This is a genomic window from Ochrobactrum sp. WV_118_8, from assembly GCF_039631535.1.
Lineage (GTDB): Bacteria > Pseudomonadota > Alphaproteobacteria > Rhizobiales > Rhizobiaceae > Brucella > Brucella anthropi.
On sequence record NZ_JBDIUZ010000001.1, the window covers coordinates 1,451,739 to 1,469,165 of the forward strand.

The window sequence follows — 17,427 nt, forward strand, 5'->3', positions numbered from 1 at the left end:
CTGACAGAATGACCAGGAGCTAATTTGTCATTTTCCATTTCTGTTGAACGCCTGATCGAGAGATGGCAGCGGGACGGTCTGATTGATGCGGAAACAGCATCGAAACTGAATGCCGACCTTGAAAAGCGCGCTTCGGTCTTCAGCCTTGGTTCCGTTCTGGCCACGCTTGGCGGGCTGCTTCTCGGTGCAGCCGTTATCATGCTGGTTGCCGCGAACTGGCAGGAAATGCCGCGCCTCATGCGCATCGGCCTCATATTCGTTCTTATTTGGGTGAGTTATCTCGGTGGAGCCTGGCGGCAGTCTCGTGGTGACAAGCTGTTTCCGGCTACGCTCTATATTGTGGGTGCTGCATCGTTCGGGGCAGGGCTGGCGCTTGTGGGGCAAATGTATCATTTGTCCGGCGACATCCATTCCGCTGCAATCTATTGGTCCGTAGGCGTTCTGGTTTCGGCTTTTCTTCTACGCGCGCCGGTACTGGCGGCTTTCGGCGCTGGTGTCGCCTGCTTTTATCTTTCGACCTACGTTTTTGATACGTCGTCCTATGATGACGTGACCTATCGCTGGATCGGACCGCTGCTTTTGCTGTTCGGCGCTGCAGCGGCCTTGTTCACGCGCTCGCGACATGCAGCCCATCTGTGGGCAATGTTCTCCATTGGCTGGGCTTTGCTCGTCTATGCGGAGCATGAGAGCAATACGGTGCTGGTGCTTATGCTGGTCGTGGGAATCGGTCTGATACTGGCTGACGGTTTTGCCCATGATACGGTGCAGAGACTGACCCGCTTCGCTCATCCGCTCGCGGCATACGGGCTGGCTCTCGCGCTGTTGGCGCTTGTCACGCTTCAGATCAACCAGATGTTCTCCTATTCCAGCGTTACCGCAAATCTGGATAGGGACATATTATATAGCATCTTCATACTGGCGCTCGCGATCGGGGCGATTGCTGTTGCCGGTCGAAATAATGGCGGCCTGCGTTCCATCGCCTATGCCGCATTTTCGATCCAGGTTCTCTATCTGGCTTTCGAGACGGTTGGCACCATGATCGGAACATCCGGCTTCTTCCTGACTGCGGGCATTCTCGTGCTGCTGCTGGCTGCTTTTGTGCGACGCATGGAGAACCGGTTCGGAAGGAAAAGCAGCGTGGAGGCCCGCCTATGACTATTCGGCTCAAATGGCTCTATGTTGGGGCGACCATCACCGCCCTGCTGCAAACCGGCATTCTTTATGCAGGCATAGAAAAGCGCGCCTCTGTCCTGCGTTCGGGTGCGGAAGTGACGCTACAGACGGAGCCTTTCGACCCGCGCGATCTGATGCGCGGCGACTATGTCGTTCTGGGGTATGAGATTTCCAGTCTGTCCCGAAAGGATATTCAGGGCGAGCGTCCTGCCGGTTCACGAACTGTCTATGTGGCCGTGAAGCCCGATACAAACGGGATAGCGCGGTTTTCACGCGCGTCATTCGTTCCGCTTTCAGACCTTACCTCCGGTGAGGAGCAGATTCGGGGCGAGGCTGCTTATTCTATATCCGATGATGCGGAATCGAATATTCGTCTCAATTTTGGCATCGAACGGTATTATGTACCCGAGGGGCAGGGACGTGCGATTGAAGACAGCCAGCGCGAGCGGCGGATTACTGCCGTTGTGGCGGTCGATCCGAACGGAACGCCGGTCATCAAAGCCCTGCAGGAAGACGGCCGGCAGCTTTATCAGGAGCCTCTTTATTGATCCTGTCATCACGCCCTGTTTCAAAAGGGTTGGCTGATGCGACAGGATCGCTATATAGAGACGGAAAGGGTAGGAAGAGCTCAGCCTGATCGAACCTTGTAAATCTATGCAAGGAAGGCGGCTTTTTTCCTTTGAACCGGGAAAATTGGATGATATAGAGACGCGCGCTTTCGAGGGGCGGTTCAATATCTGAGACGAATAATGGTGCGTTCTGAGGAATGTGCTTCGGTTCAGAAGCGGATGTGGCGAAATTGGTAGACGCACCAGATTTAGGTTCTGGCGGGAGACCGTGGGGGTTCGAGTCCCTCCATCCGCACCAACTGCCATAAGGCAAAAGAATTTCTCTCCCGCGACAAGGCAAACAAGCCGGTGACGGCGGGACAATGACAAGAAGTGAAGGTTTGAACATGCAGGTTACCGAAACGCTCAATGAAGGGCTGAAGCGCGAGATCAAAGTCGTGGTTCCGGCCAAGGACCTCGAAGCCAAGCTCGCAGAGCGGCTGGAAACTGCGCGTGACCGCGCCAAGATCAACGGCTTCCGTCCGGGCAAGGTGCCTGCGGCTCACCTCCGCAAGATGTACGGCAAGTCCTTCATGGCGGAAATCGTCAACGAAATCCTCAACGACTCGTCGCGTTCGCTTCTCGCTGAACGCAACGAAAAGTCGGCTACTCAGCCTGAAGTCATCATGTCGGAAGACGAAAAAGAGGCCGAACAGGTTCTCGACGGCAAGGCCGATTTCGTTTTCTCGCTGAACTACGAAGTTCTGCCGGCAATTGAAGTCAAGGACTTCTCGAAGATCGCCGTTACCCGTGAAGTCGTCGATATTTCCGATGAGGAAGTTGACGATCAGGTCAAGCGCATCGCTTCGTCGACCCGCGCCTTCGAAACCAAGAAGGGCAAGGCCGAAAACGAAGATCGCGTCACGATCGACTATCTGGGCAAGCTCGACGGCGAGCCGTTCGAAGGCGGCGCGGACAACGATGCGCAGCTCGTTCTCGGTTCGGGCCAGTTCATTCCGGGCTTCGAAGAGCAGCTCGTTGGTGTCAAGGCTGGCGACGAGAAGGTCATCACTGTGACGTTCCCGGCTGAATACGGCGCTGCCCATCTGGCTGGCAAGGAAGCTACCTTCGACATTACCGTCAAGGAAGTTGCCAAGCCGAACGAACTCGTTCTCGATGATGAAACTGCAAAGAAGCTCGGCATCGAATCGCTTGAGCGTCTGCGTCAGGTTGTTCGCGAACAGATCGAAAGCCAGTACGGCCAGATCACCCGCCAGAAGGTAAAGCGTCAGATTCTCGATGCTCTGGACGGCGACTACCAGTTCGCAACGCCGCAGAAGCTTGTTGACGCTGAATTCAACAACATCTGGCAGCAGATCAACTTCGACCTGCAGCAGGCTGGCCGCACGTTCGAAGACGAAGAAACCACCGAAGAAGCTGCTCGCGAAGAATATCGCAAGCTCGCTGAGCGTCGCGTACGCCTCGGTCTGGTTCTGTCGGAAATCGGCGAAAAGGCTGGCGTTGAAGTTTCTGAAGAAGAACTGCAGCGCGCTGTTTACGATCAGGTTCGTCGCTATCCGGGCCAGGAAAAGGAAATCTACGAATTCCTGCGCAAGACGCCGGATGCCGTTGCCAACCTTCGCGCCCCGATCTTTGAAGAAAAGGTCGTTGACCATCTGCTCGCCAACATCAACGTGACCGACAAGAAGGTCTCGAAGGAAGAGCTGACGGCTGAAGACGAAGATGCAGCTTCGGAAGCAAAGCCTGCCAAGAAGGCTGCTCCCAAGAAGAAGGCCGCTCCTAAGAAGAAGGCCGACGAAGGCAAGTCCGAAGAGGCTTGATCTTCACTTCCAGCATGAATTCGGAGAGGCCGCGCATAGCGCGGCCTTTTCGTTTTGCGATCATGGAAATGGTGGCTGAAAAGCTTGCATCCGGTGGGGCTTTGCTCTAGCCAATACAACAATCAGTTTCAGCCCAATCACAGTATTGTCGAGCCAGTAATGTCCCTAATCGATACGCGTATACCTGAACCCAAACGCTTTATCTCCGGCGCGACCGGCGACTGGGAAGTCGTCATCGGCATGGAAGTCCATGCGCAGGTCACGTCAGAATCGAAGCTTTTCTCCGGCGCTTCCACTTCGTTTGGCGCGGAGCCGAATTCGAATGTTTCTCTGGTTGATGCAGCCATGCCGGGCATGCTGCCGGTCATCAATCTGGAATGCGTCAAGCAGGCGGTTCGCACGGGAATCGGGCTCAATGCTCAGATCAATCTAAAGTCGGTTTTCGACCGCAAGAACTATTTCTATCCCGATCTGCCGCAGGGCTACCAGATCTCGCAGTTCAAGCAGCCTATCGTTGGCGAAGGCAAGATCATGATTTCGGTCGGCCCGGACAATAAGGGCCAGTTCGAAGACGTGGAAATCGGCATCGAGCGCCTGCATCTGGAACAGGATGCGGGCAAGTCCATGCACGACCAACATCCGACCATGTCCTATGTGGACCTGAACCGTTCTGGTGTGGCGTTGATGGAAATCGTATCGAAGCCGGACCTGCGTTCCTCCGATGAAGCACGCGCTTATCTGACCAAGCTGCGCACGATTGTGCGTTATCTCGGCACTTGCGACGGCAATATGGACGAAGGCTCGATGCGCGCTGATGTAAACGTCTCCGTGCGCCGTCCGGGCGGTGAATTCGGCACGCGTTGCGAAATCAAGAACGTCAACTCGATCCGCTTCGTCGGTCAGGCGATTGAATATGAGGCTCGTCGCCAGATTGCTATTCTCGAGGACGGTGGCTCCATCGATCAGGAAACGCGTCTGTTCGATCCGGTAAAGGGTGAAACCCGGTCCATGCGCTCCAAGGAAGAAGCGCATGACTATCGCTATTTTCCTGATCCGGACCTTCTGCCGCTCGAGTTCGACCAGGCATTCGTGGATGCGCTGGCAGCAGATCTGCCGGAACTGCCGGACGTCAAGAAGCAGCGCCTCGTCGAGAAGCAGGGCATCTCGATCTACGATGCATCGATTCTCGTTACCGAGAAGGCCATTGCTGATTATTATGAATCCGTTGCTGCCGGTCGTGACGGCAAGGCCGCAGCGAACTGGGTCATCAACGATCTCCTCGGCGCGCTGAACAAGGCGGGCAAGGACATTGAGGAATCGCCGGTCAGCCCGGAACAGCTCGGTGCAGTCATCGATCTCATCAAGGAAGGCACGATTTCCGGCAAGATCGCCAAGGATCTTTTCGAGATCGTCTGGAATGAGGGCGGTGACCCGAAGAAGCTCGTTGAAGAACGTGGCATGAAGCAGGTTACGGACACCGGTGCCATCGAGAAGGCCGTGGACGATGTCATTGCCGCCAACCCGGAAAAGGTTGAGCAGGCGAAAGCCAAGCCGACGCTGGCTGGCTGGTTCGTTGGTCAGGTCATGAAGGCAACGGGCGGGAAGGCCAACCCGCAATCCGTGAATGAACTGGTCAAGGCCAAGCTCGGGATTGAAGAGTAATGTGGGTCAGAAGCGCGACAGAGGCTGATCTCAAGGCAGTGCATGAGCTGCTTGTATCGACCTGGCACGCGACCTTTGACGACATCCTCGGGCGGGAAACAGTGGATTCCGTTACCGCCCGGTGGCACGGCATCGCTGTTCTGAAGGCCAATCTGAAGAAGCCTTATTCGGAGTTCATTGTCGCCGATAACGGCAATGGTGGCATCGACGGAATGGCTTTTGCCAGCCAGTCCGAAGCAGGCAAGGCTTCGTTGCATCAGCTTTATGTTCGTCCCGACACGCAGGTTCAAGGCATTGGAACGATGCTTCTCGCCGAAATCGAGATGGCTTTTCCTGATGTTCGAACGATGAAGCTTGAAGTGATCGAACGAAACACCAAGGCGGTGAATTTCTACGAGCGCAAGGGCTATACCAAAGTCGGCCGGAACGAGGATTGGGGCGATCCCAATTGCAAGGAACCGGTACTGGTTATGGAAAAGTCGCTTGAAAGCTGGAATATGTAAAGCATGTCTTCCCAAAGTGGGATCCGGTTTGAGGATCAAGGCATGCTAGAATATAAAAGCCTGACGCGCGCGGCGTTTTGGGCCCATCATACTCTTGTGACAGCGGCAACTTGACCCTTGCCATGGCCGGTCGATAGGGCCATAAGCAAGAAAACCCGGTGGTTTCGGTCACCTGTGGCAATAATGGATCTGGAATAGGTCATGAAGAAATTTATTACGCAAGTTTTCACCTGGTGGAACGGCCAGACGCTCGGCACGCGGTTTCATACGTGGCGCAAGGGCGAGCGCGTCGGTGAAGACGAGTTCGGCAATATCTATTATCAGGGCGGCAAGGACTCCGAAGGTCGCACACGTCGCTGGGTAATCTTCAATGGCTATGCGGAAGCAAGTGCTATTCCTCCCGGCTGGCATGGCTGGATGCATCATCGCGTTGACACGCCGCCTACCAAGGAAGACTACAAGCCGCGCGACTGGCAGAAGCCGCATCTGCAGAACCTGACCGGTTCTCCGCTGGCATATCGTCCGAAAGGCGCCATTGCCCGTCCGGGCACGGAACCTGCGGAACGTCCACGCGTGACCGGCGAATACGATGCCTGGACACCGGGCAACTGATAATCGGTTTTGATTTTTGTCCGGCGCGTTCATCCGCGCCGGATTTATTATGTGTCCGCCTTTTGACGCTATAGCGGAAAAGGTTTGAGGATAGACGGCTCGCTTAAGACCAGCGGCAGCATTGCGGCTTGCGACTGGGCAACGAATCGTCACATTTCATGCTTAGGAATTGTTCCGGCTTAATTTAAACCCTTTGGATGCGGATCTCCGTTTTGACGAAGCAATCTCACGGCGCGGCTGGCAACGGAAAAAACCCGATAAAAAGGGCTGTTCAGGTTGCCTTGATTTCGCTCATTGCGACCACCAGCAGCTTTCAAGCAGCAATGGCCGAACGCATCACCAATCCAGTTGCTGAGTTCTCGGGTCTCGATAAAATCACCGGGCGTATTACGACGTTCGACGTCTATATCAATGAGACAGTTCAGTTCGGCGCCCTTCAGGTAACGCCGAAAGTTTGTTATTCGCGCACAGAGAACGAAGCACCACGCACCGATGGTTTCGTTGAAGTCGAAGAGATCACGCTTGACCGAAAGATTCGCCGTATTTTTACCGGCTGGATGTTTGCCGATAGTCCGGGTCTCAATGCTGTCGAGCATCCGATCTATGACGTCTGGCTGAAGGACTGCAAGCAGAAGTCGGAAGTGCCTCCGCCGGATCAGCGCAATTAACCGCAGCTACTTAGAAACGCGCGATACCATCCAGCGCGTTTTCCAGCAGCTTCTCGTATTTTTTCCTTGGAACTTCCACAGCGCCGAATCTTTCAAGATGCGGTGTGGTGAACTGCGTGTCGAGCAGCACGAAGCCTTGCTTCACCAGATGCTGGACCAGATAGGCAAGACAGACCTTTGACGCGTCCCGTTTGCGTGTGAACATGCTCTCGCCGAAAAAGGCACGCCCAAGCGTTACCCCATAAAGTCCACCGACGAGCTGTTCGTCATGCCAGGCTTCGACCGTGTGGCAATGTCCTATCTCGAACAGATTCTTATAGGCTTCGCGGATAGGTCCATTGATCCATGTGCGCGCGCGTTCACCGGTTCCGCTGGCACAACCTTCGATCACACCATCAAAATCGTTATCGAGCTTTATGTCAAAAAGGCCCTGGCGGATGGTCTTCTGGAGGCTTTTCGGCATGTGGAAGCCATCAAGGGGTATGACACCGCGCCTCTCGGGACGAACCCAAAAGACTTCGGGATCGTCGGCTTCTTCGGCCATGGGAAATATTCCCGTGGCATAGGCCCGCAGGAGTAACTCCGGTTCGATTGAATAGTCGTCCGGGGACACTCCTGCGGTCACTTTCGTCAGGCGCTTTCGCTCTTGGTTTTCTTGGCCAGATACTTTTCAAGCCAATGAATGTCGTAATCGCCGTTAGCGATATCCTGATTGGCAATCAAGTCCTGGAAAAGCGGGAGGGTGGTTTTCACACCATCCACCACGAACTCGTCCAGCGCACGGCGCAGACGCATCATGCATTCGACGCGATTGCGACCATGCACGATGAGCTTGCCGATAAGGCTGTCGTAGTAAGGCGGAATGCGATAGCCGGAATAGACGCCCGAATCCACGCGGATGCCGAGGCCACCCGGCGTATGATAATGCGTGATCAGGCCCGGCGAAGGCGCAAAAGTCAGCGGGTCTTCAGCGTTGATACGGCATTCGATGGCATGGCCGGAGAAGCGGATATCCTTCTGCTTTACCGACAGGCCGAGGCCAGCTGCAACGCGAATCTGCTCGTGAACGAGATCGATACCCGTGATGGCTTCCGTAATCGGATGTTCCACCTGAAGACGCGTATTCATTTCGATGAAATAGAATTCGCCGTCTTCATAAAGGAACTCGATCGTTCCCGCACCGCGATAGCCCAGTTCCGCACAGGCGTTGGCGCAGACCATGCCGATCTTGTCGCGTGCTTCTGCATTGAGCGCCGGTGAATTGGCTTCTTCCCAAACCTTCTGGTGGCGGCGCTGCACCGAGCAGTCGCGTTCGCCCAGATGGATGGCATTGCCGGCACCGTCGCCCATGACCTGAACTTCGATGTGGCGCGGCTTTTCGAGATATTTCTCGATATAGACCGCGTCGTCACCAAAGGCTGCACCAGCTTCGGTCCGCGCGGTTGCAAGTGCTACCGAAAGATCTTCTTCGGTGCGGGCAACCTTCATGCCGCGTCCGCCACCACCGGCCGAAGCCTTGATGATGACCGGATAACCGATTTCCTTCGCGATGCGAGCGGCTTCGACGTCATCCGTCACACCGCCGTCAGAACCAGGAACAACCGGAATGCCGAGGCGCTTTGCAGTGCGCTTGGCTTCGATCTTGTCGCCCATGATGCGGATATGCGAAGCGGTGGGGCCAATGAAGGTGATGCCGTGCGCTTCAAGAATTTCCGCGAACTTGGCGTTCTCCGACAGGAAGCCATAACCCGGATGGATTGCGTCAGCGCCCGTGATCTCGCAAGCAGCAACGATCTGATGGATGTTCAGATAGCTGTCGCGCGATGGCGGCGGCCCGATGCAGACACTTTCGTCTGCCAGACGCACATGCATCGCGTCGGCGTCTGCCGTGGAGTGAACGGCGACGGTCTTGATGCCCAGTTCCTTACAAGCCCTGAGCACGCGAAGAGCGATTTCGCCACGATTGGCTATGAGTATCTTTTGAAACATTGCGCTTTGCTGCCCGTTCATTGAATAAGCCGTAATCTGTTGTCTTATTCGATTACGACGAGCGGCTCACCGAATTCAACCGGCTGAGCGTCTTCGATGAGGATGGCCTTGACCGTACCAGCCCGCGGGGCCGGAATCTGGTTCATGGTCTTCATGGCTTCGATGATGAGAAGCGTCTGACCTTCCTTCACCTGTGCGCCGACTTCGATGAAGTTGCGAGCACCCGGAGCCGGAGCGAGATAGGCAGTGCCAACCATCGGCGATGGAACGGCGTTCTTCGACAGATCGGCCTTGGTCGGTTCGGCGGCTGCAGCAGCTGGCGCGGCAGCAACAGCAACAGGGGCTGCGGCTGGCATAACGGTTGCTGCGGCCTGAACCGTGACCTTGCGCGAAACGCGGATACGCAGATCGCCATGTTCGACTTCGATATCGGTCAGGTCGGTTTCATTGAGAATGTCCGCCAGGTCGCGGATCGTTTCCTTGTCGATGACGGAATTTTTGCTGGACATATCAGGCCCCTTTAACGCTTTGCCCGTTGTTTTCTTCTTCTTTGGCAATTGCCGCAAGCGCGCGCAGACCGAGCAGATATCCTTCCGCGCCAAAGCCGCAAATAACGCCTTTGGCGACTGCGGATACATAGGAGTGATGCCGGAAAGCCTCACGCGCATGAATGTTCGAAAGATGCACTTCCACGACCGTTACCTTGGCCGAGCGGATTGCATCATGAATAGCAACCGAAGTGTGGCTGTAAGCGGCTGGATTGATGAGGACATAGGCGTTTCTATCGCCAGCCTCCTGAATCCAGGTCACCAGATCGCCTTCGTAATTGGACTGACGGAAATCGACATCAAGTCCGAGTTGTTCAGCCTCACGCTTGCAGTCCGCCTCGATATTCTCGAGCGTTGCAACACCGTATATCCCCGGTTCTCGTTTACCGAGAAGGTTGAGATTGGGGCCGTTCAAAACAAAAACCGTTTTTGCCATATCCGTCCGCGACTGATAACGCGTTACCGCGAAATTTCGGTACACTTCGCATTTCATATAGAGGGCTTGGAAGCAAGCCGAAACCCTCTAAATCATTGCAGATGTTTTGCCGAACCGGTTTTTCCCGCTATTCTTTGCAAAATAAGCAGCCGATAAGGCAATTTCTCTTCACGCAACATAAACATTGGATGCCACGGCATAAACTGTTTCACAAAAGTGATCAGTCAAGCCATGGCCGATCAGCTTATTTTTTCGCTGTAGCGCGCGCTGCTGCGATTCTCTCAACCAGACCATCGACGCCGATTGCACCTGGAACCAGTTCATCGCCGATGATGTAGGATGGTGTGCCGGTAATGTTGAGCTGTTGCGCCAGCTGATAGGTCTGCTGGAATGCGCCGGTGATGGCCGGATCTTTCATCTTTTCGCGCAGCTGTGTTTCATCAGCGCCTAGCTTTACGGCATCGGCGATGGCGGAATCTTCCGTTGCACGCTCCTGCGCGCCGAGCAGTACTTGGTGGAATTCAGCATATTTTTCCGGCATCAGCGCTCTGAATGCCTGTGCCACGATATGCGCCTTGGCCGAATCCGGGCCAAGAATCGGGAATTCCTTCATGACAAAACGGACATTCTTGTCGGTTTTCAGGATCGCTTCCATGTCGGGCAGTGCCCGCTTGCAATACCCGCAATTGTAATCAAAGAACTCGTAGACCGTCACGTCGCCGTCCGGATTGCCGAAGACTGCATCATGCTTGGGGTCATAAAGGGCAGCGCGATTGGCAGTCAGCACCTGCTTGATCTGTTCCTGCGCCGCGTGTGCCTGCTTGGTTTCCAGCGCGCTTTGCACTTCCAGCATCAGTTCGGGATTCTGGATGAGATAGTTGCGCACGACGTTTTCAATGGCCTGCTGGTTCATCGCTGCCGGGGCTGCGGAAGCAGCAGGGCTTTCCACGGCAGCTGGAGCCTGCCGGGCAGTGCCTGCATAATAACCCGCTGCAAGAGCTGCGATGCCCACAATGCCGCTGGCAACTGTTATGGAAACTATGTTCTTCATTCCAAATTCCAATCTGTCTTTAATATCGCTATCAGGCGCAAACGGCCTTACTTGCTTTTCTTGGCATTAATGATGTCCTGCGCGCGAAGCCAATCGGGCGAACGGGGCTTCATCTGCTTTTGCGCGCGGATGGCGAAGATCTGGGCCTGCTGAAGCTTGCCAGAATAGTAGTTCATATCGGCAGTGGCGAGGTCGGCCAGCGCCATATCGCCTTGCTGGCCATATGCTTGCGCCAGATAACCATATCCGCCCGGAAACTCCGGATCGGAAGCTATACCTGCCTTGATCTCCTTGATCGCCGTCGGCATGTTTGCCTTGGCACCGGTGAGCATGAGCGCACGCCCATAGCTCATGCGCAGCAACGGCGATTTGCGCGGATCGAGCGAAACCGCCTTCTGGAAAGCCTTTGCCGCTCCCGCGGCATCATTGGCTTTCAGCAAGACTTCGCCACGCATTTCCTGGAAATACGGGTTTTTTGGCTGTTCCTTGATCAAGGCATCAAATTTCGGCAGCGCAGAGCGGGCAGAGCCGTTCAGGAATGTTGTGATGGCATTGCCATAGCGGGCAGGTAGTCCGCCGGGATTGCTGCGGAACATGCGCTGCAGCGCGCCCATATTGCCCGAATAAGCAGCAATCTTCGCGCGCGCCATATCGTGCCGCATTTGCAAGGCCGGAGAATCGGTTTTGTTGAAGTACGGGCTCTTTCGTGCAAGCTCTTCCAGATTGGCAATTCGCTCACGCGGGAGAGGGTGGCTGATACGATATTGGTCGATCTGGGTGCCCGTAAGCGACAGAGCCGATGCGAAACGCTCGAACGTATCGAGCATGCCCTTGGTCGACTGACCGGTGGCATTGAGATAGTTCACGGCAAGACGATCGGCGGTCATTTCTTCCGTGCGCTGATAGTTGAGTACGCTGCGCATGGCTATTTCGCTTGAGCCCATAGCAATACCAGCGCCAGCGCCCGCGGCGTTGCCGCTGCCGCTCGCAGCGCCTGCAACGCCGGCGCCAACGCCAAGCAGCATACCAATGATCGCCATGTTGCGGGCGCGGCTGAGCTGTTCACGCAAACGCTCCTGATGCCCGCCTGCAAGGTGTCCCGATTCGTGTGCGATCACGCCAATGATTTCATTGGGCGTTTCTGCCTGCATGATTGCGCCTGTATTTATGAAAATACGCCGTCCATCAACGAAGGCATTGAAGCTTTGCGAATTGACCAGAATAACGCGAACGCCGCGACCACCCAAACCTGCAGCCTTGAGGATCGGCGCAGCGTAATCGGCAACAAGTGCCTCGATTTCCGCGTCCCGGACGATAGGCACACCACCGCCACGCGACTGCGCGAATGCAGGGAGGGCACTGGTAACGGCTATGGACATTGCGGCCACTACCGCGACCGAACGGCGAACCAAACTATGGAAAGAAAATCTCCCAGCTGGGAAAGGTGCAGTCATCGTCCCCATCGTGTTGTTCTTCCTTCTTCAAACCGGCGCGAATCTTATAACCTTTGCATTCAATCATCGATAGGCAGGCGAGACATAATCTCCATCTCGGGATTTGGTCGTATTTTCTCGTAAAGTGCTGTTGCTTTACCAATCCGGCGATTATACGGCGGATGTAGAATGCGAAACTCGCAAGTTTCTGGAGGTAAAGTTGGTCACTCTTTCCAGCCGCAGTGCGGTCGAGCCCTTTCACGCTATGGACGTTTTGGCTGAGGCAAACCGTCGTCGCGCAGCCGGGCACCCGATTATTTCCATGGCGGTAGGCCAGCCTGCGGATCCGGCACCGGTGGTCGTTCGAGAAGCCGCTGAACGTGCCTTGAAGGACGGTCGCATCGGTTATACCGACGCTCTGGGGCTGATTGAACTGAGAGAGGCCATTGCTGCGCATTATGCCGATCATTACGGTGTTTCGGTCTCACCGGAACGTGTTGCCGTCACGACTGGCTCGTCTGCTGCATTCAATCTGGCCTTTGTGGTCTATTTCGATCCGGGCGACAGGGTTGCTATTACCCGTCCCGGCTACCCCGCCTATCGCAATATATTGACGGCGCTAGGCCTTGAGGTTGTGGAAATACCGACCGGCAATGGAACATCGACGTCACTGACTGCTGAAGCGCTTGCTGCGGCACATGCCGAGAAGCCCCTGAAAGGGGTATTGTTTGCAAGCCCGGCCAATCCGACCGGCGCGATCATCGACAAGCCGGAACTGAAAACGATCATCGAAACGGCGAATGAACTTGGCATTCGGGTCATTTCAGACGAAATCTATCATCGGCTTTCCTATGAAACGGACGATGTCACGGCGTTGGAGATTTCCGATGATGTGACGGTCATCAACTCGTTCTCCAAATACTACTGCATGACCGGCTGGCGTATTGGCTGGATGGTTCTGCCCGAAGACGATATCCGTGCAATCGAGCGACTGAGCCAGAGCCTTTATATCTCCGCACCGGAGCTTTCGCAGCGCGCTGCCATCGAAGCCTTCCATGCAACGGCGGAACTTGAGCGGGTAAAGGATCGCTATCGTCAGAACCGGCTGATCCTGCGGGATCATCTTCCACGCATGGGTCTCAGCCTGGCTGCACCGATGGATGGCGCATTCTATGCCTATTGCGACGTTTCGCGTTTCACCAATGACAGTATGGAATTTGCTCGCCGCATGATTGCCGAAATCAATATAGCAGCAACACCGGGACGCGATTTCGACCCGCTGGATGGACATCGCACTATGCGATTTTCCTATGCTGGCAAGATCGAAGAAATGGAAGAGGCTGTTCGTCGCCTTGAAGGCTGGCTGCCACAACAGAAAGCCTGAGCCGGTTCCGGTTTCGTCCAACCATTTACCAATATCGAAAGATAAAGAAAAACCGGCGTTTCCGCCGGTTTTTTCATTTCAATCATGAAACAGATCTCAGAAGAAACCCTTCTTCTGCCACCAGCCAGCACGCTTGGGCTTCTGGTCTTCGCTCTCGCTTGAAGTCACAACGGGCTCAGCGCTTTTCTGCGGTTCGGCAATCGTTGCTACTTCTGCTTCGACGGCTACCGTCTCTTCGACTTCGACAGCTGGTTTCGCAGCAGCTCTGCGGGTACGCCGCTTTGGCTTCTCCGCTTCTGCTTCTGGCCCCTCAGTGACCGCTACCGGTTCAGCAGGAGCTTCTTCGGCAACCTTCTTGCGGCTACGGGTCTTGCGGGCAGTCTTGGCAGGCTTTTCCTCCGCCTCCGCGGCTACCACGTCCTCAGCCGCTTCTTCAGTCTTCGCAGACTTGCGAGCGCGGGGCTTGCGGGCAGTCTTGGCAGGCTTTTCCTCGGCTGTTGCTTCAATAGCCGGAACAGCAACTTCAGCTGCTTGTTCCACCGCTACCGATGCAACTGCTTCGACGACAGCTTCCTCAGCTTTAACCGGCAGAACCGGCGTGTAACCGACGAACTCCGGATCTGGAACCTTGCGTGCACGCGGTTCGTCGTCGCGACGATTCTTGCGTCCGCCCCGGCGACCGCGGCGACGCTTCTTGCGGCGATCTTCTTCGCTCAGCGAAGCATTCGAAGATGATTCCTGCGCGTCATCGGCGTCATCGTCTTCGTCGGAGGCATCTTCCGAAACGGAATCGGTCTTTGCAGCCTGTTCCGGGTTCTCGCGATCACGACCGCCGCGACGACGGCGACGGCGGCGACGCTTGCGATCACCTTCGTCACCACGATCTTCGCGAGCCTGAACATCAGCCGTCGCTTCTTCTTCGGCTTCGTCCTCATCGACCGGGATTTCCGGGTCTTCGATATCGTCTTCGATATAGGCCATCGGCTGAACCGGAGGCTGAGTGATAGGCCGTGTCGACGCCGCGCCCTTGTCGATAACGAAATGCTGATGGCCGACGCTTTCGTCGGCGTCGATGCTGATGGCAACGCCGAAGCGGCCTTCCAGATCCGCCAGCAACTGACGCTTGTGGTTCAGCACATAAAGCGCCGAAGCCGCTGGCGTGCGAACATTGATGTCAAAGCCCGAATGACGCAGCAGATAATCTTCGATGCCGCGAATGATATGCAGCGCCATCGACGAATCCGAGCGGACATGGCCAGTGCCGCCGCAATGCTGGCACACCTGCATCGTGCTTTCCAGCACCGATGCGCGAATACGCTGGCGCGACATTTCCAGTAGGCCGAAATGCGAGATGCGGCCAACCTGAATGCGGGCGCGGTCGTCCTTCAGGCAATCCTTCATCTTCTTTTCGACAGCGCGATTGTTGCGCTTTTCTTCCATGTCGATGAAGTCGACGACGATCAGCCCGGCCAGGTCGCGCAGGCGCAGCTGGCGCGCCACTTCCTCGGCTGCTTCCAGATTGGTCTGGAGCGCGGTGTCTTCGATGGAATGTTCGCGCGTCGAGCGACCGGAGTTGACATCGATGGCAACCAGCGCTTCGGTCTGGTTGATTATCAGATAGCCGCCCGATTTCAGCGTCACCTGCGGCAGCAGCATGCGGTCGAGCTGGGCTTCGACGCCGTTGCGTGTGAAAATCGGCACTTGTTCACGATAAGGCTGGACCACCTTGGCATGGCTCGGCATGAGCATGCGCATGAAGTCCTTGGCCTCGCGATAGCCGTTCTCGCCGGAAACGAGGATTTCCGTGATGTCCTTGTTATAAAGGTCGCGGATCGAGCGCTTGATCAGGCTGCCTTCTTCATAGACGAGGGAAGGTGCTGTCGACTGCAAGGTCAGCGTGCGGACATTTTCCCAAAGGCGCATCAGATATTCGTAGTCGCGCTTGACTTCCGCCTTGGTGCGATTGGCGCCAGCGGTACGCAGGATCACGCCCATGCCCTGCGGCACTTCGAGTTCCTTGACGATTTCCTTCAGGCGCTTGCGATCCTGCGGTTGGGTGATCTTGCGCGAAATACCGCCGCCACGCGCGGTGTTCGGCATCAAAACAGAATAGCGTCCGGCAAGCGAAAGATAGGTCGTAAGAGCAGCGCCCTTGTTGCCGCGCTCTTCCTTGACCACCTGCACCAGAAGAATCTGGCGACGCTTGATCACTTCCTGAATGTTGTACTGGCGGCGATTGGTACGGGCAGGCGTCGGAAGCTCCTCAAGTGCATCTTCCGAACCAACAGATTCGACCATGTCCTCTTCATGTTCGATGTCGTCCTCGTCGCCGTTATCGAGGGCTTCGGAGATCACATCGCTTTTCTGCGAAAGAGCCATGGCCGGTGTGCCGGGCACGTAATTCTCAAAAGCCGGGCCAACGGGCTCGGCTGCAGGCAATCCCTTGTCGGCTGCGTTGGCCTGCGCGTCGCCATTCTGGCCGTCACGACGACCGCGACGACGGTTGCGGCGCGAACGATCGTTCCGGTCGCTGCGCTCGCTTCGTTCACTCTTGGCGCGCGGTTCGTCCTCATCGTCTTCGGCGCGTGCGGCCTTAGCTTCCGCTTCGAGCAGCGCAAGACGATCTGCTACCGGGATCTGGTAGTAGTCAGGGTGGATTTCCGAGAATGCGAGGAAGCCATGGCGATTGCCACCATATTCCACGAACGCAGCCTGAAGCGAAGGTTCGACGCGGGTAACGCGTGCGAGGTAGATATTGCCTTTCAGCTGCTTCTTGTGTTCCGACTCAAAGTCGAATTCTTCAATCTTGTTGCCCCGAGTGACGATAACCCGGGTCTCCTCCGGGTGGGAGGCATCTATAAGCATTTTGTTGGACATTATTGTCTTTCCTGCCGGCGCCAAGACGCAAAACGCGTGCGCCGGACGAAACCCTGAGGGCTGTCGTGCTCACTGCGTTGCATCTGCCGGATGGTTCTGGGTTCGTCGGAAAAAAAGCTGCTGCCTCCGCGCGCGACGGCCTCGTGGCGATCACGGTCTTCAGGCTTGCAGTGGTCAGTCTTGCTTGACCCATAGCTGTTCCGAACGAAACGACCTCATATATGACCCGGAAAAGCCGGGCCGACCTCTGTGCTCTTTTCGAGCGTTGGCGACAGCGCGTAAAGATGCGCAGTCGGCCGATAGAAACGGAGGGCGGGGGAGCCACATCTCCGCTGAATTCTGTACTGGTTATCGGGGGCGACGAATGAATATGCCGCTGTTTTCACTATCATTCCTTGCGGTTCATTTTGAGAACCGGCAAACGATTCTGATAGTTCACCCAAAACCTTTCATAGCTTTTATGGCGTCGTTTGAACGATGACAAGTGCGAATATCATTTGACATTCGCATCGCAATTTCGCCGAAAGCTGAGTATAGGCCCTGTTCAAGGTCGAAATACGGCTGGAAATCCTTCCTTAACTGTAGTTTTGTACGAGTGTTTTAATGGGTATTCGGGCGAGATGGTGCAGGGGCAAGCGTGCCGGTATCGCAATTATTGATACCAGTCATTCAATGATGTTCTTGATTGTGGCAGCCGATGCA

General features: G+C 55.7%; 16 protein-coding genes and 1 tRNA gene. 10 read left to right on the forward strand and 7 right to left on the reverse strand.

Annotation, left to right across the window (positions count from 1 at the left end; all coding sequences use genetic code 11):
* The first annotated feature begins 24 nt into the window (after positions 1-24).
* The 8 genes from ABDF71_RS07020 (at position 25) to ABDF71_RS07055 (ending at position 7,007) form a co-directional block, all read left to right on the forward strand.
* Entirely contained in the window at positions 25-1,155 is a 1,131-nt protein-coding gene (locus ABDF71_RS07020; RefSeq protein WP_010661255.1) for a DUF2157 domain-containing protein, read from the forward strand.
* Entirely contained in the window at positions 1,152-1,721 is a 570-nt protein-coding gene (locus ABDF71_RS07025; protein WP_010661256.1) for a GDYXXLXY domain-containing protein, read from the forward strand. The genes ABDF71_RS07020 and ABDF71_RS07025 overlap by 4 nt, the downstream gene beginning before the upstream one ends.
* A gap of 236 nt (positions 1,722-1,957) precedes the next feature.
* Positions 1,958-2,040: transfer RNA gene (locus tag ABDF71_RS07030), tRNA-Leu, on the forward strand.
* 88 nt (positions 2,041-2,128) lie between these two features.
* Positions 2,129-3,562, forward strand: a complete 1,434-nt coding sequence (gene tig / locus ABDF71_RS07035) for a trigger factor (protein ID WP_029376252.1) — start codon at positions 2,129-2,131, stop codon at positions 3,560-3,562.
* Positions 3,563-3,721: 159 nt separating this feature from the next.
* Entirely contained in the window at positions 3,722-5,224 is a 1,503-nt protein-coding gene (gatB, locus tag ABDF71_RS07040; protein ID WP_010661258.1) for an Asp-tRNA(Asn)/Glu-tRNA(Gln) amidotransferase subunit GatB, read from the forward strand.
* On the forward strand, positions 5,224-5,727 hold the full coding sequence (locus tag ABDF71_RS07045) for a GNAT family N-acetyltransferase (protein WP_105529020.1): 504 nt from the start codon (positions 5,224-5,226) through the stop codon (positions 5,725-5,727). The genes gatB and ABDF71_RS07045 overlap by 1 nt, the downstream gene beginning before the upstream one ends.
* A 201-nt stretch (positions 5,728-5,928) precedes the next feature.
* Entirely contained in the window at positions 5,929-6,339 is a 411-nt protein-coding gene (locus ABDF71_RS07050; protein ID WP_010661260.1) for an NADH:ubiquinone oxidoreductase subunit NDUFA12, read from the forward strand.
* 197 nt (positions 6,340-6,536) lie between these two features.
* Positions 6,537-7,007, forward strand: coding sequence for a DUF2155 domain-containing protein (locus tag ABDF71_RS07055; RefSeq protein ID WP_010661261.1), 471 nt, complete (start codon positions 6,537-6,539; stop codon positions 7,005-7,007).
* A gap of 10 nt (positions 7,008-7,017) precedes the next feature.
* Here ABDF71_RS07055 and aat read toward each other — a convergent pair whose 3' ends face one another.
* From aat to ABDF71_RS07085, 6 genes are all read right to left on the reverse strand, one after another.
* On the reverse strand, positions 7,018-7,632 hold the full coding sequence (aat, locus tag ABDF71_RS07060) for a leucyl/phenylalanyl-tRNA--protein transferase (protein WP_162998209.1): 615 nt from the start codon (positions 7,630-7,632) through the stop codon (positions 7,018-7,020).
* Positions 7,633-7,637: 5 nt separating this feature from the next.
* Entirely contained in the window at positions 7,638-8,996 is a 1,359-nt protein-coding gene (gene accC / locus ABDF71_RS07065; RefSeq protein WP_500061424.1) for an acetyl-CoA carboxylase biotin carboxylase subunit, read from the reverse strand.
* A gap of 44 nt (positions 8,997-9,040) precedes the next feature.
* Positions 9,041-9,505, reverse strand: coding sequence for an acetyl-CoA carboxylase biotin carboxyl carrier protein (accB, locus tag ABDF71_RS07070; protein ID WP_010661264.1), 465 nt, complete (start codon positions 9,503-9,505; stop codon positions 9,041-9,043).
* Position 9,506: 1 nt separating this feature from the next.
* Positions 9,507-9,980: a type II 3-dehydroquinate dehydratase gene (aroQ, locus tag ABDF71_RS07075; protein ID WP_105529147.1), complete on the reverse strand. Its 474-nt coding sequence runs from the start codon at positions 9,978-9,980 to the stop codon at positions 9,507-9,509.
* 244 nt (positions 9,981-10,224) lie between these two features.
* Positions 10,225-11,031 (reverse strand): DsbA family protein, encoded by an 807-nt coding sequence (locus ABDF71_RS07080; protein ID WP_256886157.1) that lies wholly within the window; start codon positions 11,029-11,031, stop codon positions 10,225-10,227.
* A 47-nt stretch (positions 11,032-11,078) separates the two neighbouring features.
* On the reverse strand, positions 11,079-12,494 hold the full coding sequence (locus ABDF71_RS07085; RefSeq protein ID WP_105529021.1) for a M48 family metalloprotease: 1,416 nt from the start codon (positions 12,492-12,494) through the stop codon (positions 11,079-11,081).
* Between the two features lie 190 nt (positions 12,495-12,684).
* Between ABDF71_RS07085 and ABDF71_RS07090 the strand changes: the two genes are divergently transcribed.
* Positions 12,685-13,848 (forward strand): pyridoxal phosphate-dependent aminotransferase, encoded by a 1,164-nt coding sequence (locus ABDF71_RS07090; RefSeq protein ID WP_500061425.1) that lies wholly within the window; start codon positions 12,685-12,687, stop codon positions 13,846-13,848.
* A gap of 96 nt (positions 13,849-13,944) precedes the next feature.
* On the opposite strand, the gene ABDF71_RS07095 is transcribed toward ABDF71_RS07090, so the two are convergent.
* On the reverse strand, positions 13,945-16,725 hold the full coding sequence (locus ABDF71_RS07095; protein ID WP_500061426.1) for an Rne/Rng family ribonuclease: 2,781 nt from the start codon (positions 16,723-16,725) through the stop codon (positions 13,945-13,947).
* A gap of 2 nt (positions 16,726-16,727) precedes the next feature.
* Here ABDF71_RS07095 and ABDF71_RS07100 point away from each other — a divergent pair, with 2 nt between their 5' ends.
* Positions 16,728-16,913 (forward strand): hypothetical protein, encoded by a 186-nt coding sequence (locus ABDF71_RS07100; protein WP_010661270.1) that lies wholly within the window; start codon positions 16,728-16,730, stop codon positions 16,911-16,913.
* Positions 16,914-17,427: the final 514 nt, after the last annotated feature.

What these genes read in the sequence shown, in the direction of transcription:
- ABDF71_RS07025 (WP_010661256.1), top strand. Translation starts at nt 1,152, where the DNA reads ATGACTATTCGGCTCAAATGGCTCTATGTTGGGGCGACCATCACCGCC.
- tig (WP_029376252.1), top strand. Translation starts at nt 2,129, where the DNA reads ATGCAGGTTACCGAAACGCTCAATGAAGGGCTGAAGCGCGAGATCAAA.
- gatB (WP_010661258.1), top strand. Translation starts at nt 3,722, where the DNA reads ATGTCCCTAATCGATACGCGTATACCTGAACCCAAACGCTTTATCTCC.
- ABDF71_RS07045 (WP_105529020.1), top strand. Translation starts at nt 5,224, where the DNA reads ATGTGGGTCAGAAGCGCGACAGAGGCTGATCTCAAGGCAGTGCATGAG.
- ABDF71_RS07050 (WP_010661260.1), top strand. Translation starts at nt 5,929, where the DNA reads ATGAAGAAATTTATTACGCAAGTTTTCACCTGGTGGAACGGCCAGACG.
- ABDF71_RS07055 (WP_010661261.1), top strand. Translation starts at nt 6,537, where the DNA reads ATGCGGATCTCCGTTTTGACGAAGCAATCTCACGGCGCGGCTGGCAAC.
- accC (WP_500061424.1), bottom strand. Translation starts at nt 8,996, where the DNA reads ATGTTTCAAAAGATACTCATAGCCAATCGTGGCGAAATCGCTCTTCGC.
- accB (WP_010661264.1), bottom strand. Translation starts at nt 9,505, where the DNA reads ATGTCCAGCAAAAATTCCGTCATCGACAAGGAAACGATCCGCGACCTG.
- aroQ (WP_105529147.1), bottom strand. Translation starts at nt 9,980, where the DNA reads ATGGCAAAAACGGTTTTTGTTTTGAACGGCCCCAATCTCAACCTTCTC.
- ABDF71_RS07080 (WP_256886157.1), bottom strand. Translation starts at nt 11,031, where the DNA reads ATGAAGAACATAGTTTCCATAACAGTTGCCAGCGGCATTGTGGGCATC.
- ABDF71_RS07085 (WP_105529021.1), bottom strand. Translation starts at nt 12,494, where the DNA reads ATGGGGACGATGACTGCACCTTTCCCAGCTGGGAGATTTTCTTTCCAT.
- ABDF71_RS07095 (WP_500061426.1), bottom strand. Translation starts at nt 16,725, where the DNA reads ATGTCCAACAAAATGCTTATAGATGCCTCCCACCCGGAGGAGACCCGG.